At 37.2% G+C, this 15,060-nt stretch carries 14 protein-coding genes; 5 read left to right on the forward strand and 9 right to left on the reverse strand.

Annotation, left to right across the window (positions count from 1 at the left end; all coding sequences use genetic code 11):
- Positions 1-84: 84 nt before the first annotated feature.
- From ACP3VS_RS11230 to ACP3VS_RS11245, 4 genes are all read right to left on the reverse strand, one after another.
- The gene (locus ACP3VS_RS11230; protein ID WP_031415909.1) at positions 85-1,419 is read right to left on the reverse strand and encodes a sensor histidine kinase; all 1,335 of its coding nucleotides are present in this window, start codon (positions 1,417-1,419) and stop codon (positions 85-87) included.
- A complete protein-coding gene (locus ACP3VS_RS11235; RefSeq protein WP_012294492.1) occupies positions 1,416-2,054 on the reverse strand; it encodes a response regulator transcription factor in 639 nt (212 codons plus the stop codon). Before ACP3VS_RS11235 ends, ACP3VS_RS11230 begins: the two co-directional genes overlap by 4 nt.
- A gap of 12 nt (positions 2,055-2,066) precedes the next feature.
- Entirely contained in the window at positions 2,067-2,609 is a 543-nt protein-coding gene (locus ACP3VS_RS11240) for a glycoside hydrolase family 73 protein (RefSeq protein WP_036216250.1), read from the reverse strand.
- 143 nt (positions 2,610-2,752) lie between these two features.
- Positions 2,753-3,634 (reverse strand): GNAT family N-acetyltransferase, encoded by an 882-nt coding sequence (locus ACP3VS_RS11245; RefSeq protein ID WP_426388734.1) that lies wholly within the window; start codon positions 3,632-3,634, stop codon positions 2,753-2,755.
- A 487-nt stretch (positions 3,635-4,121) separates the two neighbouring features.
- Here ACP3VS_RS11245 and ACP3VS_RS11250 point away from each other — a divergent pair, with 487 nt between their 5' ends.
- Genes ACP3VS_RS11250 through ACP3VS_RS11260 form a run of 3 tightly spaced genes read left to right on the forward strand, consistent with a single transcriptional unit; the run spans position 4,122 to position 7,891 of the window.
- Positions 4,122-5,642, forward strand: a complete 1,521-nt coding sequence (locus ACP3VS_RS11250; protein WP_036216246.1) for a spore germination protein — start codon at positions 4,122-4,124, stop codon at positions 5,640-5,642.
- A gap of 16 nt (positions 5,643-5,658) precedes the next feature.
- Positions 5,659-6,780 carry a GerAB/ArcD/ProY family transporter gene (locus tag ACP3VS_RS11255; RefSeq protein WP_426388736.1) on the forward strand — a complete coding sequence of 374 codons (1,122 nt, stop codon included), beginning with the start codon at positions 5,659-5,661 and terminating at the stop codon, positions 6,778-6,780.
- Entirely contained in the window at positions 6,767-7,891 is a 1,125-nt protein-coding gene (locus ACP3VS_RS11260; RefSeq protein ID WP_426388738.1) for a Ger(x)C family spore germination protein, read from the forward strand. The genes ACP3VS_RS11255 and ACP3VS_RS11260 overlap by 14 nt, the downstream gene beginning before the upstream one ends.
- 1 nt (position 7,892) lies before the next feature.
- Here the strand turns inward: ACP3VS_RS11260 and ACP3VS_RS11265 are convergent, their stop codons facing one another.
- The 5 genes from ACP3VS_RS11265 to ACP3VS_RS11285 form a co-directional block, all read right to left on the reverse strand.
- Complete coding sequence (locus ACP3VS_RS11265; protein ID WP_031415901.1) at positions 7,893-8,846, reverse strand: nucleoside hydrolase; 954 nt, start codon at positions 8,844-8,846, stop codon at positions 7,893-7,895.
- Between the two features lie 150 nt (positions 8,847-8,996).
- The gene (locus tag ACP3VS_RS11270) at positions 8,997-12,167 is read right to left on the reverse strand and encodes an ATP-binding cassette domain-containing protein (protein WP_426388740.1); all 3,171 of its coding nucleotides are present in this window, start codon (positions 12,165-12,167) and stop codon (positions 8,997-8,999) included.
- A 132-nt stretch (positions 12,168-12,299) separates the two neighbouring features.
- On the reverse strand, positions 12,300-12,710 hold the full coding sequence (locus tag ACP3VS_RS11275; RefSeq protein ID WP_031415899.1) for an SRPBCC family protein: 411 nt from the start codon (positions 12,708-12,710) through the stop codon (positions 12,300-12,302).
- Positions 12,707-13,033 (reverse strand): ArsR/SmtB family transcription factor, encoded by a 327-nt coding sequence (locus tag ACP3VS_RS11280; protein ID WP_031415897.1) that lies wholly within the window; start codon positions 13,031-13,033, stop codon positions 12,707-12,709. Before ACP3VS_RS11280 ends, ACP3VS_RS11275 begins: the two co-directional genes overlap by 4 nt.
- Positions 13,034-13,271: 238 nt before the next feature.
- Positions 13,272-13,958: a diphthine--ammonia ligase gene (locus ACP3VS_RS11285; protein WP_197148631.1), complete on the reverse strand. Its 687-nt coding sequence runs from the start codon at positions 13,956-13,958 to the stop codon at positions 13,272-13,274.
- A gap of 187 nt (positions 13,959-14,145) precedes the next feature.
- On the opposite strand from ACP3VS_RS11285, the gene ACP3VS_RS11290 reads away from it, so the two are divergent.
- Positions 14,146-14,640, forward strand: coding sequence for an NUDIX hydrolase (locus ACP3VS_RS11290; RefSeq protein ID WP_031415895.1), 495 nt, complete (start codon positions 14,146-14,148; stop codon positions 14,638-14,640).
- 4 nt (positions 14,641-14,644) lie between these two features.
- The gene (locus tag ACP3VS_RS11295; protein WP_012294479.1) at positions 14,645-15,043 is read left to right on the forward strand and encodes an HAD family hydrolase; all 399 of its coding nucleotides are present in this window, start codon (positions 14,645-14,647) and stop codon (positions 15,041-15,043) included.
- Positions 15,044-15,060: the final 17 nt, after the last annotated feature.

Below are 15,060 nucleotides of genomic sequence, written 5' to 3' on the forward strand. Positions count from 1 at the left end.
TTGAACAAGATGTTTGTCTTCTGTCTGAACACGGTTTAGGAATATGCCTAAACCGTGTTTTCATATATTCACTACCTATGATTATTACTCGCTTGTAAAATCTATAGTAAACGTTATTTTTCCATTTGATAGTGCGGACTCCGTTACAAAGTCTAACTGTTCGGCAAGACTTTTCACTGTAGCGAGACCAAGCCCTGTTCCAGAGAAATGTTTATTTCGAGAGCTTTCCCCTACATAAAACGGTTGCCATATTTTAGAAATATCCTGAAGCGTTGTATGATTACTTACTTTCAATATACCCGAATGAAAGGTAATCATTATTTCATTGCCCGAGGTGTATTTTAGTGCATTGCTAACCAAATTTTCTACAATATAATAGACTTTTTCCTGCTCACTATTCAGCATAAAGGTAGTTACGTCAGATTGAAGAACTATCTGCTTATCCCCCTTCAAAGGCTGATAGCTTTGGATGATTTCTTGTAGTAGCTGGAAAAAGTCAAAATGTGATACATTCATAGCATTTTCTTCTGTTCGAGCATAATAAAGCATATCTGTAATGATTTTCTCCATACGATCCACTTGCTGATGAATAACAGTTAAATAGGTGCCATCATCCAACCCATCTTCAATCCCACTTGAGTAAACATTAATGAGGGCGAGAGGCGTTTTCAACTCATGTGTTAAGCCCATCATAAATTGCTTTAAATCTAGATTTCGTTGGGTTAATAATTGCTGTGCTGATTCAAGGGTTAAACTCATTTTATTAATACTTTTTGCTAATTCTTCGATTTCATCACCCGTTTGAATGGTCGTCTGTTGAAAATTCAGTTCCCCAATTTCCTTTGCTACTTGTTGCAATTCATTTAATGGATTGGTTATTTTTCGAGATAGGAGCCCCGTAACTATAATAATGATTAAAATGCTTACTATTAGAAAGGCTAAATTAAAACGATTAATAAAAGAGGCTATATCTGTAAAACGTGCCATAGTGGCTCCAATCATCACAAGCTGATCCTCTTCTTTCGCATAATGCACAATAAAGCTAGACTTTTGCTTCCCCTGATCATAGAGCTTTCCTACAACTTTATCTTCCGAGATAGTTTGAAGTACTTCCTCGGAAACCCAAAATTTATTTAGAGCTATATGCTTTCTCGCCAGTTGAAGTCTTAAATTTTCATTCAGATCATTGAGGGAATCCTCCAATGGAACTGCTATAATCGTGACATCAAATTGACGCTCCACCAACTCTACATCCTCTAAAACTTGATAAGTCTCAAAGGCTTCTGATACTTTTTTATTCAGCTGATAAAGATAAAATTTAGGGAGAAAAAACTGGCTTACACCAAGGGATATAGAAAATGTAAGTATGACTACTAAAGTAATATAAATGGTTAATTTTGTGCCGATTTTCTGTTTCATTCGCTTGTACTATACCCAATACCTCTATGTGTTTGGATAATGTTCTCCCCTATTTTTTCTCGCAATCGTCGTATATGTGTGTCCACTGTTCGAGCATCTCCCATATAGTCCAATCCCCACACTAAATCCAGGAGCTGATCTCTCGTCAAGATTTGTCTCCGATTTTGGCTAAAAATTCGTAACAGCTCAAATTCCGTTTTCGTTAACTCTATTTCTATCCCTGCTCGCCAAACACGTTTACTTGTCACATCGAAGGACACATTCTGTAGCTGTTGTATAGCTTCGATTTGCAGTAATTTTTTCGCCCTCATAATGAGTACCTTAGGATAAAAGGGTTTATTGACATAATCGTCAGCCCCCTCTGCTAACGCTTGAAATTCATCCTCACCAGTGTCTCTTGCTGTTAGCAGTAAGACCTTTATCTTTTGTGTTTGTTTCATTTCACGACAGACCATCAACCCATCTTTTTTAGGCATCATCCAATCTAAAATGGCCAAATCAATTTTTTCTTGATAAAAAATGGCAAGTGCTTCCTCTCCATTTGTTGCGGTAAAGACCGTGAACCCCTCTCTTTGAAAATAGTTTTGTAAAATCTTTAACATAGCTAATTCATCATCTGCAATGAGTATATTCATTTTATGAAACTCCTAATGATCATATTTTTCCAGATTATATTGTTCGATAATAGCCATTAATTTTTCGGGATATAAAGGATCCGTCGAATAATTGCTTTTTTTCAAGGCATAGGCAGCTTCTTGATAGGTTGACGCTGCCAAAACCTCTTCGTATTGATGTGCATTCCAACTGGTACCCTCTAATAATAGCTGACGATGGTCCTTTAATGCACTATTCCAATCGGGGTAAGCTCGAAATTCTGCTTCCGTTGTATAGCTTTTATTATGTTCATATTCAACTGTCGGCATTTTAACGGATTTACCATGATACCTGCCCTTCATCCCAAACAAGTTATTTGCGTTAACAGCTAATTCACTTTTACCATAATTCGATTCCAATATAGCCTGTGCAATAATTATGCTTGGCAATATTTCTTGACCTTGCTGATTTAATGTCACCGCTATTGGTGCGATTTCATCAATAAATGCTACTTCGTCGTTATGACCCTGTCCAAATAGCTTGGCCATGTATAGGGCTAAAATAACTGTAAGTAATAGCATGCTGATTTTTTTCATTGTGTTTTACCTCATTTCCATTAAGCTGATGGTTGTATCGTAAAACAGCAATGTTACAGTTATTTGACAAAACATGAAAAGTGGCAAAAAAAGCCCGCACTTTTTAAAGTACGAGCTTTTGTATAGAGTCCATCCTATTGCAATTAACAATGCGATGTGAAAGGGAACATAAAATTCCCTTGCACAAACGTTTTTTTCGAAAGCACGAATAAAGCGTCGTCATCATTTGGCAGGATGGTTGCATTCATGCCTTCCATCATAAACTCTGGTGTAAAATGAAACACTACTTTTTTGGTTGTTTTCTTGACAATACTTGCTAGCAAATCCTCTACATTGATAGCATGCAAAGAGATGATATCATAAATATTTAGTACCCCTTCTTCTTCCTCCATTAATACTATTGTTTCTGATTCTTCTAAATAGTAAATAGCATGCGGGAAAACTAACGTAAAATAAAACATTAATAAGCTTTCATTTTGCTCCACAGCAATCACAGTTGAATGGGTATAACGATTTTTCGCATAAGCTTCAAGAAGGGCTAGATTTTGATCAATGGTCAGCAGTTGGACGCTAGTCTGCTTTCGTTGTATAGGTCTTGTAGTAAGGTCTAAGCTGAATTCACTTTCATGGATACGCGTAAAGCCAAACTTTGGATAAAAATCGAGTACTGTTTCATTGGCAAAGAGATACATGAAATCACAGGCTTCTTCGTACTCCTTCATGATATGTAGCATCAATTGCTTTGCCAAACCTTGATGACGATGATGTTCATCGGTCATCACCGTCCCAATCTGAATTCCCTTTAATTGCTCGCCATTTATGCAAATCGACATTTTGTAAACAGAAGCATTGGCGATCACTTTTCCTTCATGTATAAATGAATAAGGAATATATTGGTCATTCCAATATCCTTTGTTATACCAGCCTCGAAAATCCAAACCAAATGTTTTTATGGCTAAATCATTAAAACTATCCTTTAATTGATCATCATGACGATAATCACACACCAATTCGTACTTCTCCATGTTTTTTCCCTCCGATTATATATAGGAATACATCTTTATTAGTGGAATCCTCACCTCCTAAAAACAGAAAAAGACCCTATGAGAAAACCTCATAAAGTCCTTTGTTGATACACAGAAAACAATGCTCACCACTTTAGTGGCTACTAAAGTATCTGTTTATTTGAATCAGACAAGATTATGCTTCTCTTCGTTATCGCAAAAGGGCCATACTAAATAAATCTATAATTTTCTAACATTATAGAATAGCCCTTCTATTAAATTCATAGGAATTTAAATCGCGATAATAAGTTTTAGCATAAATGTCTAATTTCCCTTCTGTTTTTAAGAATACTCTAATCTTACCACTTTCTGCTAAATGCTGTCTAGATGAATTCCCTGATGTATCGACCATGTTAGTTAGACTGAAAAAGAATAGTATAAGTATAGAATATCCTGCAAATGTTCAATCTATAAAGAAGTTAACCATGAAGGGAGCCTACAATTAAGCATGAAATTTAAACTAGCTTTCAACAAAAAACAACTACCCTCCGTTGAACAGCCACCAAAAGAAAATCTTGTAAGGGTCGCCCCGACAACTGATCATTTTATTCAGTCGATTCAAAATGCAACGAATAACCCAGCTGATTTAATAATGAAGGCCATCCCACATAATATTACGCTTATTTATATAGATAATTTAGTCGATAATCAGACATTGAACAATGACATTATTGCAAATTTGCTTAATAATCCTCAAGAAACACTAGAAGGCATTGAGGTAAGTCTTTCTATCCCCGAAATTGTAAAATCCAATCTACTACAGGAAACAGTAGAATCGATGGTCAATGGATCTGTCGTTATTCATATAGACGGCTGCTCCCAAGTTCTAATTGGCAATATCGCTACGCGAGAATCCCGATCATTATCGGCACCAGAAAATGAATCACAGGTCATTGGAACACAGGTTGGGTTTAATGAAAGCTTAACTACAAATATTTCTTTAATCCGTCGCTACATAGTAAGTCCTAACCTTTGTAATGAAAAACTGAAAATCGGCACGCGTACCAATACCTCTGTCTCACTGCTATATATGAATGGCATTGCTAATGTGCAAATGGTCCATACAATGCGCCAACGAATAACGGATTTATATGTCGATGAGCTACTTGATAGTGCCGTTTTGGCAGAAATGATTGATGATAATTCATTGTCAGTATTCCCTCAAATGCTGCTAACGGAAAGGCCAGATAGATTTTGTGATGCGTTATTAGATGGAAAAATAGGTGTTTTAGTTGATGGTAGCTCGATGGCTATTATTTGCCCGCAAGCCTTTACGGAATTTTTTCAAAGCCAGGAAGATCAAAACTTAAGATGGCAAATTGCTACCTTTCTTCGTTTATTACGACTATCTGCCTTCTTTTTATCCGTCTATTTAACACCCTTTTACGTGGCCGCTTTAACCTTTCATTACGAGGTCATTCCACAAGCCTTTTTAGTGCCATTAAGTGAGTCCAGAGCCTTAGTTCCTTTCCCACCTATATTCGAAGCGTTATTATTAGAGTTTATTATTGAATTACTACGAGAAGCTGGGGCAAGACTACCAACAAAAATTGGACAAACCATCGGTATCGTTGGCGGTATCGTAATAGGTACAGCAGCCGTACAGGCAGGTATTACGAGTAATATTTTATTGATTATCATTGCTTTAAGTGCTCTCGCTTCCTTCACTTCTCCGAGTTATATGATGGGCAACGTGATTCGTTTGATTCGTTTCCCCATCATTATCCTTGCAGGCTTTTGGGGTTTTTATGGCATTATGCTAGCTTTTTGTTTTATTCTTATTCATCTTTTACGTCAATCAAGTTTGGGTGCTCCGTATTTGTCTCCTTTCTATCCACCAAGGTTGAAAGAAATGCGGGATAGTATTATCAGAATGCCTATTCCTTATACAGCGAAAAGACCTGCGTTAACAAGACCAAAAGACACCAATAAATTCGAGCCTGAGCCAATAAAACCGGAAAAAAGTTGAACTGAAGGTGAAATAAATGAACAATCCTACACAACTTAACCCAAAAGAGATGATTAACGCTTATTTGCTCTTTTTTGTCGTGCACAGCGCTCAAATTGGGGTCGGTATACAGGGATTTCAACGCATTATCTATCAAGATGCAAGGCAGGATGCATGGATTTCAGTTCTGATAGCAGGCATTGCCACCCATATAGTCACATTTTGCATGATTAAAACATTAGACATATACGGCTCCCATGATTTATATGGCATCCAACAAGATATTTTTGGAAAATGGACGGGCAATTTTTTAAATGCGTTGTATGTTACTTATTGCTCTGTCGCCTTTTTTTCTGTTTTGCGAAATTATATTGAAGTGATTCACGCATGGATTTTCCCTAGTATTGGGACATGGTTTCTGTCCGCTACGTTATTAGTCATTATTATTTATGCCTTTACAGGTGGGCTTCGAGTAATAGTCGGTGTATCCTTTTTCAGTATCATACTTTCCTTATGGATACTACCCATGCTAGCCTTTCCAATAAAGTATGCCTCAGCGGAAAGTTTATTTCCTATTTTAGAAAACGACATTCGCTCCATTTTAAAGGGCGCCCATTCCATGACCTTTACCATTATCGGCTTCGAAATCTTAAATGTTATTTATCCCTTTGTAAAAGACAAAAAAAATATTCGCAAGCCCGTTCATTTAGGATTATTGTTTACGACATTGATTTATCTAGTAGTCATGATGGTGTCCATTGCTTATTACAGTGAGGGAAAATTACTAAAAACCATTTGGGCAACATTGACATTGTTTAGCTTTATCAGCTTCCCTTTTATAGAACGTTTTGAATTTATAGCCGTTTGTTTTTGGATGCTCATTATTATACCGAATTTATGTCTGTATTTATGGGCCGCATATCGCGGAGCCATTCGATTAGTCAAAATACGCGCCACGACATTTGTTTGGCTTTTTTCCTTCATCGTTTTCATTTTCACAATGATCATTCAAACCCGTACAGAAATCAATACGATTAACACCGTATTTGGACATATAGCATTTTATGTTATATATATTTACCCTATTTTGCTATGGATTTTGGCCCTATTAAAAAAGAAGATTTCATCAAAGAAGGTGACCAAAAATGAACAAGCTTAGATGCTCTTTTATTGTGCTGCTCTCATTGGTTTTTTTATATGGATGTGCTCAAACCAATGTTTTAGATAAAGTAGGATTAACCACATTAGTTGGCTACGATGTAGGGACAGAAAGCAAAATAGCTGCGACAGCTGTTATTCGTGAAGTCAATCCAGAGTTCCAAAGTAAAGTGGAAATTTTGACAACAGAAAATGACACGAGTAAAGGAAATCGAATGGAAGCGAACAGAAAGCTTTCAAAAAAAATAATGGTTGGTCAAATGAGGGTTATTTTGTTTGGTGAAGAATTGGCGAAAGAAGATTTACGTTATTATATTGATACTAGTCTAGAAAACGCCAGCGTCAGCAACGGTATTTATATGGCCGTAGTGGAAGGTAAAGCAGCCCCATTTTTGAAATACGAATACCAAAATATTGAGGATATTGGTCAGCATGTTTTCAGATTAATCGAGCAAAATGTGAAACAGGAATATATGATTTCGGCGACTCTTCACCAGATTGCTCATGATTATTATTCCATTGGACAGGATTTAGCTATGCCTACCATCAAAAGAGATGGTGAATTTGTGGAGCTAAGTGGTGTAGCTCTCTTTAAAGGTGGCAAAATGGTTAGTACACTTCCTGCAAAGGATAGCTTTTATGTAAAAATTGTCAGAGATACGTTTAAAGTAGGTTTATATGAAACCATTTTGGAGCAAGAAGATATTCCTCCTAAATTACTCCATAAACCTGCGGATAAAATAACGGTCGCTTTCGACGCCATCCACTCGACAAGAGAGATGAAATTACTGGATGCAAAAACACCTGCGTTTGATTTAAACATTAAAATCAAATCAAGGGTATTAGAAGTATTTCCAGATATTAATCAGGGTGACCGAGACAGCGTGATTGCCCTTGAAAAAGCCATTGAAAAAAAATTGTCGAAGGAAATAGCAAGAGTCATTGCTCATAGTCAGAAAGTGGAATCCGATATTTTTGGCTTTGGTGAGAAATATAGAAGCGTTGTGAGATATTCCCATTTAACAAAGGACAAATGGCATGAAATGTATAAGGATATGAAAGTAAATGTAAATGTTGATTTTGTGGTCTTAAGAGACGGTGTTTTTGAATAATTTATTGCCAATCATGGCCGGCCATAATAGATATAAAGTGATGGAAGAATATATCATAGTGGATATCAAATGCAATGCGATGTCTTTTTTTACCACTATTTATATTTTCAAACGGTCGTGTTTCGGCAATGCTCTGCCCTCTAGCAGGTCCATCTAATTTATCAACAACCATCACAGGATATGACTCATAGATGAACATCTCAGGATAAATTGCTGCCATTAGCGTTAAAGCATCATGGACGGGGCTACCTAGTAGTGATGGGTCCCGTTCTTGATAAAATTTTGTATAGTATTCCATCAATGGTTTAAGGATTTTCGTCTTTCCAAATGAGTCTATATAATTAACCATTCCTGGTGTAACAATTGCCTTCTGTGTAGCATTCAATGGAATAATTGTGACATTTTTTGCATAGGTGAGCACAATATTAACCGCAAATGGATCCCCGTGAAAGTTTGCTTCCGCTACGGTCGTAACATTGCCCGGCACCCAAAACGCCCCACCCATAATATAAATTTCCTTCACATGTTGCATGAGCTGATTATAAAGAATAAACATGGTCGCTAAGGATGTAAGACGCCCAATATTGACAATGATTAGTTCATCATTCTTGTGTTTCTCGATAATATTAACAATTTCCAAAAAGTTTTCGATTTTTATGTCATGATCTTCGTTCGGGATAATCGGACCAAGTCCATGTTCTCCATGTATTTCTGGATAATACGTTGGCTGTTCGCCGGTTAGTGGGATCTCTGCACCTAAAATAACGGGAATTCCCTCGGGAAAATCAAATAATTTCATAACATAATAAATATTAGCTACCGCATCCTTTCTTGATACATTGCCATAATCGGCAATTAACCCGACAATTTCGATTTCTTTGTGTAATCTTGCATAAATCAATGCTATCGTATCGTCGATGCCAATGTCACCGAATAACAATACTTTTTTCTTCAAACAAAGGCCTCCCTTGTACTGCCGATTTACCTATCCTTATAGTACGGTTCATACAACCAAGACGCCACTGATTGTTTACTTTTTTGGAAAAATTAGTGATACATAAAAAAACCCACTTGCAATTGGCAAATGGGCTTCGAACGTAGGATTTTAACGGTTCTGTTCAAGGTACTGATAAACCGCCATCATCTCTTGTTTATTTAACTCTCTAATACGATTGAAAATAGGAATTTTCCCCACTACCCCCAACTGGTTTACTTCCTTTACAACATCACTGACCGTACCCGTTAGCCATGTATGCACGTCAATACCTTCGATAATTGCCTTTTGGCCCTCATCATTAATACCGGTTGCACCACAGCTGACGCATGGAACCGTTAATTTATAGACACCGTCATGTAGCCCATCTTCCGTCAGAACCTTTTTCCCCTTACAGAATGGACATGGATGACTCCCTTTAACTTTATTGATTTGCGTCACAATTTTTTTGTAGCCTAAAGCTTCATAAACATACGTTAATTTTTTATATTGACCATTTGTAAAATATTGATCAATAATTGTGTCTCTCGTTTCATAAATAGAAGCGAAATCACAAATTGTAACCTCGTTTTTACGGCTGATGGAAGCAATATTATCTTTAATTTTATCCCAGAATGGCAATGTATTTTGTAGAACAATTTCATAGCCCACAAAGCTGGCAAGCTCTATTTCCAGCATTTTCAGTGCTACTTGCATTTCCCTTGGCAATAATGAGACATCCTGAATGAGTGACATATCACTGCCTACAATCGCTTGGATTTTTTCAAGTGGTGGTAAATTGCCTACTATTTTGATGACCTCATCAATCGGTTGATGGATGATTTCTCGAATATCTATGTCACCAAAACGTAATTTCTTTTGGTGATTAAGAACCGAACCATGACAAATTGGGCAAGGGACCATCTTTCTTGTTTCCTTCATCTGCTCTTTGATAATGGATTTAGAAATGACGATATAACGGCCTATAATAAAATTGAAGCCTTCCCATTTTTTCGAGGATTTTGTTGCTTTATCATAAAATGACTTGTCCCAATAACCATATAAAAATGTATGCTTTTCTTCTTCTGTCATATCAGTATAGCTTTTACTAATATCTTGCCCCAGTTCATTTTGTATCTCTTCAAAAAGGAATGCCAATTTTGAATGCTGATAGTATTTTAGAACCTCCATCACATCTGGATGCAATAAGCCGTCCCAGAATGGCACTGTTTTATCTTGGATGACTACATCAAAATCGAATTCTTCTATTTGTAATCGACCTGAACAGCTCGGACAATGGTTTTCTTGGCTAAAGAAATCAAAGCTTCTTGTATCCTTATTGGTCGGATGGGCCGCGACAATATGATTGATAAGACCAGCTATTTCATATAAAAAGCTATATTGGCTGTATAAATGCCTCTCAAGATCAATCGCAATGACAGGGGCTATCTTATTCGATTCATATTCACCGTAAATGAGGCGGGCCATGGATGATAGGCTTTTTAAAATGCCACCTTTGTATATATTTTCTGCATTTTTAAAATAGCTAATAGGATGGTCTTGTAAATAATGAATACCCTTTTTCGATGCTAAAGTAGATGTGATTTGTAGGTCAGAGGTGCTTTTCGTAAGGTGCGATTGTTTAAAATATGCTTCATGCTCCACTACATCAAGATGTGTCACTGGCCCCTGCTGTCTTTTACCAAAGTCAACGATATAATCAGAGCTTTCAAGCATGTAGGCATTATGCTCAATCATAACAATGGAAATCGAATCATCTTTCAGAATATCCCTCACACTATCAATAAATTGGTTTAATATATTTTGGGATAATCCTTTGGAAGGCTCGTCAAAAATAAACAGTGTGTGAGGATTTCGAGAATTGGCAAACAGCTCTGACACTAAATGCACACATTGAAATTCACCCGTGGATAGTGTTTGTGTTTTTCTTTCCAGCGTTAAATAGCCTAGGCCAAGTTTGATGAGCAAGCTTAACCGTTTATGAGCAATATCTTCCTTTGGGAGCTCCACGATAATATCTTCAATCGAGCGTTGAAAAATATCATCGATTTCCTCACTATATTTCGTTAACTTCTTTTTAATATCGAGAAATGTCGCAACAGTGGATCGACTTGTAATCGATTGATTTCGATCTTGCCCTACCATCACTAATTTATCTTTTGGGTAACGTTTTACAAAATCCTTTGCGATACACTCATTCACCAATGTTGATTTTCCACAGCCCGACTCTCCTGTGAAGGTGACAAGCTGATTTTGTGGAATTTCTATTTCGTCCATTTGGATATTGCGGCAATATAGGTCACGGAATTGATAGAAGGTCTTAGGTCTTACCTGACTTCGTTCCCAGTAAATGGGCTGTGGTCGAGGGGATTCTTCCACGATTTTTCCTCCGTATTTTCCACTACCTGGTCCAAAGAATAGATGTTTATCTGCTGTATTTAAAACTGTATCCGAATGATCAATTAGCCAAATTTGATTTTTAGAGCCTAGTCGTTGAATTTGCTCTAAAATTTTCAGGAGTGTGTCATGATCTAGACCTACAGAGATTTCATCAACAATAATCACTGTATTCTCACTCGTTGCCATAAACTCAGCCAAATACAGTCTTGTTAATTCTCCCCCTGATAATGTCCCCATAATGCGGTTTAATGTTAAATAACCAATATTCATTTGAATAATATTTTGAAGAATATGTTGCTTCTCTTCACTAATCTTTAATTCCGTTGCTAAGGAATAGATCGTTTCCACACTTAATTGATGAATATCGGAAATACTATACAGTTCACCTCTTAATGGTAGCTGATGACGTTCTACCTCCTCACTGTAGCGCTTCCCCTGACATTTTTTACATTCAACATTTTTCGTAGTACCACGTCCTTTACATGTCGGACACCAGCCTAGCGCATTATTAAAGGAAAAAACTTCTGGAGATAATTGAAACTCTTCTGCTAAACGATCACGTATTTCCTTAAATACACCTGTATGCGTACCGATAGTTGAACGTGGATTTGTAGATATGGATGATTTCCCTAGAAAAAGAACTAATGGCATATCCTCCATTTTAATAGCACTAAAATTTGTTTCCATAATCGCAGGAAATAAATATTGATATTCAGCTTTAGGTAATAAAGAAACAAGACGCTTTTTGGACTCTTCCCCTATTGTTTGACAAAAGGTGGTTTTCCCTGACCCAGACAAGCCTGCAATGCCAAGGGATAAGTCTTCTGGTAAGTCGACATGTAAACGGTTAATATTATTAGCAATTAGTTGATTAATCTTCATTCTGTTTTCCTTCCGTGTTTACTATTTTCACAAGGATACTTTATTTACCTATGAAGAACGACCTTCGGAAAATGAAAGAACACAATTCATTTGAAGGAATTGCGCTCTTTTTCATAAAGGCTGATTCAATTACTAGGCTAATACTTTTTCGAGCTGACTACCCATGTTAGTCCAAGCGTATTTAGCGCCTTCAATTGCTCCTTGACGAGCTTTTGTTTCTTCACTAAATCCACCCTGATCGAGATGTAACTGAGTTGTACCATCAGCTGCTTGTGTCAAAGTCCACGTTACTGTTGTAGTTTCTCCTGCACTTCTCCATGTGTAAGATAGTTTATGAGGCTCTTCAATTTCAAGTACCTCACAATCGACAATGCCATCCCACCATTCGTTTGGCTCAGCACGGAATTGAAATTTATGACCTACAACCGGCTTAAAATCATTGTTCCAAATCCATTTTGCAAGTGTATCCGAATCCGTTAAGGCATGCCATACTTGCTCGATAGAACTTGTAAATTTAAAATCTAATGCTACATCTGGTTTCATTTGTCTTCCCCCAATAATAAATGTAATTTTGAAATTCTTGCTTTCCAAAAGTCTTCGTAAATCGATATCCAATCTTGTATTTCTTTCAACGGGGCGGCATTGAGCCTATATCTTGTTTCTCTACCCTCTTTTCGAGCGATCACAAGTCCTGCGTCTTTCAGAATCGTTAAATGCTTAGACACAGCAGTACGTCCCATTTCAAAATGAGCTGTTAATTCGTGCAGCGGTAACTCATCTGCCTTTGCTAATAAATTAATCAATTGGCGTCTTGTAGGGTCAGCAATGGCCACATACACATCACGCTCTTGATGATTATTATTCAAAACCACCACCCTTTCTAATTGGACACTAAATGGTGTCCTAATTATATGACACCGTTTAGTGTCTAGTCAATTATTATTTTGGACATTTTGTTATGGATTTTATACTTATAAATACAAAAAGCACAAAGGTGATCACCTTTGTGCTCATTTTTTATGATTGGTTTTGGATGTGATGCTTTTGTAACCTCATGTAGCATACGCCATTAAACAGGCATCCATCGTTGTGATTAGGTTATGTTTAAGCAAGTTCTAATGGTAAAAATGCATATTCCCCATCTCGAATAATAGAACATTTACGAACCTTGATGGGATATCGGAAAAGAGGTCCATCCAAAACTGTCGTATGGAATTCTCCCCCTTCTCCGCAAGGGTCAATATTACGCTCTTCCAGCTCTTTGATATAATCAGGGGTAAGTATTCGTCCTAAATCCTCTTCTGTCATCCCTAACGATACATTCACTGTCACCACTATCGTGACAAACCCTAAGTGAATAAATTCATCAACAGCATCCCGATGATTCATCTCCCATAATGGCATGCCAAGCTTTAATCCAACCTTCTTCGTAACCTCATCATGCCAGCAGCCGTGCTGAGGCATATCTAAATCACCCGTAACTAACACCTCTGCCCCTTGATTTCTCGCATTTTTTAAAAGATCGATAAATACATGTTCATATTCCGTCCAACTAGCAGCAGCTGTATACACTGGCAATCCAATAGAATCGGCTTGAGCCTGTATAAGCTCAGGTGGCATACCGTGAGATCGAGAGCGCTTCCCTTCCTCCTCCAGCATGACAATGAGACCAATTGCTCGCCCCACCTGTGATGCTTTATATAAAGCTAAAACACTATCCTTTCCCCCACTGAATGAAGCGATGAATGGATGATTACGCGCATTATTTTTCCAGCCAGTTGTTTCTGTCATTTCTATTTCTCCTTTTAAACTGACTTTCTTTGTAATTTTTTTGAGACCTATACAACCTTCTATCGCATTGCATAGTCAAGTTCCTTGATTTTAGGAAACCACCCTTTTATTTTATCACAATCATACGATGAGTCTGGATATTTATGTTAAGGTGTACTTAACGGTTGATGGGAAAAGGAGGAATGTTATGAGTGATTATGTAAAAGCACTAAGACAACAGGTTGGGACAATGCCCCTTATTTTAGTAGGCTCGACGGTGATTGTCTTTAATGAGGAGAAACAAATTCTTCTACAGCTACGCTCTGATATAAGAATGTGGGGGTTACCTGGTGGAGCGATGGAACCTGGCGAAAGCTTAGAGGATACAGCTAGACGTGAATTATTAGAGGAAACTGGGCTACAGACTTCCCAACTTCGTTTTATAACCATGCTATCTGGTCAACAGGACTATTATCTATATCCAAACGGAGATGAGGTTTATGGAGTAACCGCCGTCTTTATAGCTGAACAAATAGAGGGGCAGCTAACAATGCTTGACGATGAGAGTTTACAGCTAGCCTATTTTTCTTTAGATGCATTGCCATCTAATATGGTTAAGAAAGCGATAGATATTATCGATACCTTTTTATTAAAGGACGTCACTGATTGGATGAAAGGTCGTGACTTAGTTGAACGGTTGTAAAGCTATGTTATTTGATTTAGATAACACCTTACTGAATCGAGATGAAGCAGTAGATAAATTATTTCTTAGGCTAGTAAAAATGTGTTATGTGGATGACGAGCATGCGATAAAAAATGAAATGCGACAAAAATTTAGGGAATATGATGAAAAATACTTTGGTAAAAGTGATAAAACGGATGTGGTAGCCTCTTTTTTTGATGACTTTCCGCCTCAATATGGCATGCCAAAACATGCTATTCAAGACTTTTGGAACCATCACTTTCCTCAATGCTTTTCTGTCAGTGAAGATACATTAACGATTATTCATCGGATAAAGCAGCAAATGAAAGTGGGTATTATCACAAACGGTAACAAATTCTTTATAAATTGTTACAAATTAAATAATGTTTGTAATGTTATATAGAAAGCCGTGCGTGTCGG

Source organism: Lysinibacillus sp. VIII_CA, from assembly GCF_049943995.1.
GTDB lineage: Bacteria > Bacillota > Bacilli > Bacillales_A > Planococcaceae > Lysinibacillus > Lysinibacillus pinottii.

What these genes read in the sequence shown, in the direction of transcription:
- ACP3VS_RS11230 (WP_031415909.1), bottom strand. Translation starts at nt 1,419, where the DNA reads ATGAAACAGAAAATCGGCACAAAATTAACCATTTATATTACTTTAGTA.
- ACP3VS_RS11235 (WP_012294492.1), bottom strand. Translation starts at nt 2,054, where the DNA reads ATGAATATACTCATTGCAGATGATGAATTAGCTATGTTAAAGATTTTA.
- ACP3VS_RS11240 (WP_036216250.1), bottom strand. Translation starts at nt 2,609, where the DNA reads ATGAAAAAAATCAGCATGCTATTACTTACAGTTATTTTAGCCCTATAC.
- ACP3VS_RS11245 (WP_426388734.1), bottom strand. Translation starts at nt 3,634, where the DNA reads ATGGAGAAGTACGAATTGGTGTGTGATTATCGTCATGATGATCAATTA.
- ACP3VS_RS11250 (WP_036216246.1), top strand. Translation starts at nt 4,122, where the DNA reads ATGAAATTTAAACTAGCTTTCAACAAAAAACAACTACCCTCCGTTGAA.
- ACP3VS_RS11255 (WP_426388736.1), top strand. Translation starts at nt 5,659, where the DNA reads ATGAACAATCCTACACAACTTAACCCAAAAGAGATGATTAACGCTTAT.
- ACP3VS_RS11260 (WP_426388738.1), top strand. Translation starts at nt 6,767, where the DNA reads ATGAACAAGCTTAGATGCTCTTTTATTGTGCTGCTCTCATTGGTTTTT.
- ACP3VS_RS11270 (WP_426388740.1), bottom strand. Translation starts at nt 12,167, where the DNA reads ATGAAGATTAATCAACTAATTGCTAATAATATTAACCGTTTACATGTC.
- ACP3VS_RS11275 (WP_031415899.1), bottom strand. Translation starts at nt 12,710, where the DNA reads ATGAAACCAGATGTAGCATTAGATTTTAAATTTACAAGTTCTATCGAG.
- ACP3VS_RS11285 (WP_197148631.1), bottom strand. Translation starts at nt 13,958, where the DNA reads ATGACAGAAACAACTGGCTGGAAAAATAATGCGCGTAATCATCCATTC.
- ACP3VS_RS11290 (WP_031415895.1), top strand. Translation starts at nt 14,146, where the DNA reads ATGAGTGATTATGTAAAAGCACTAAGACAACAGGTTGGGACAATGCCC.
- ACP3VS_RS11295 (WP_012294479.1), top strand. Translation starts at nt 14,645, where the DNA reads ATGTTATTTGATTTAGATAACACCTTACTGAATCGAGATGAAGCAGTA.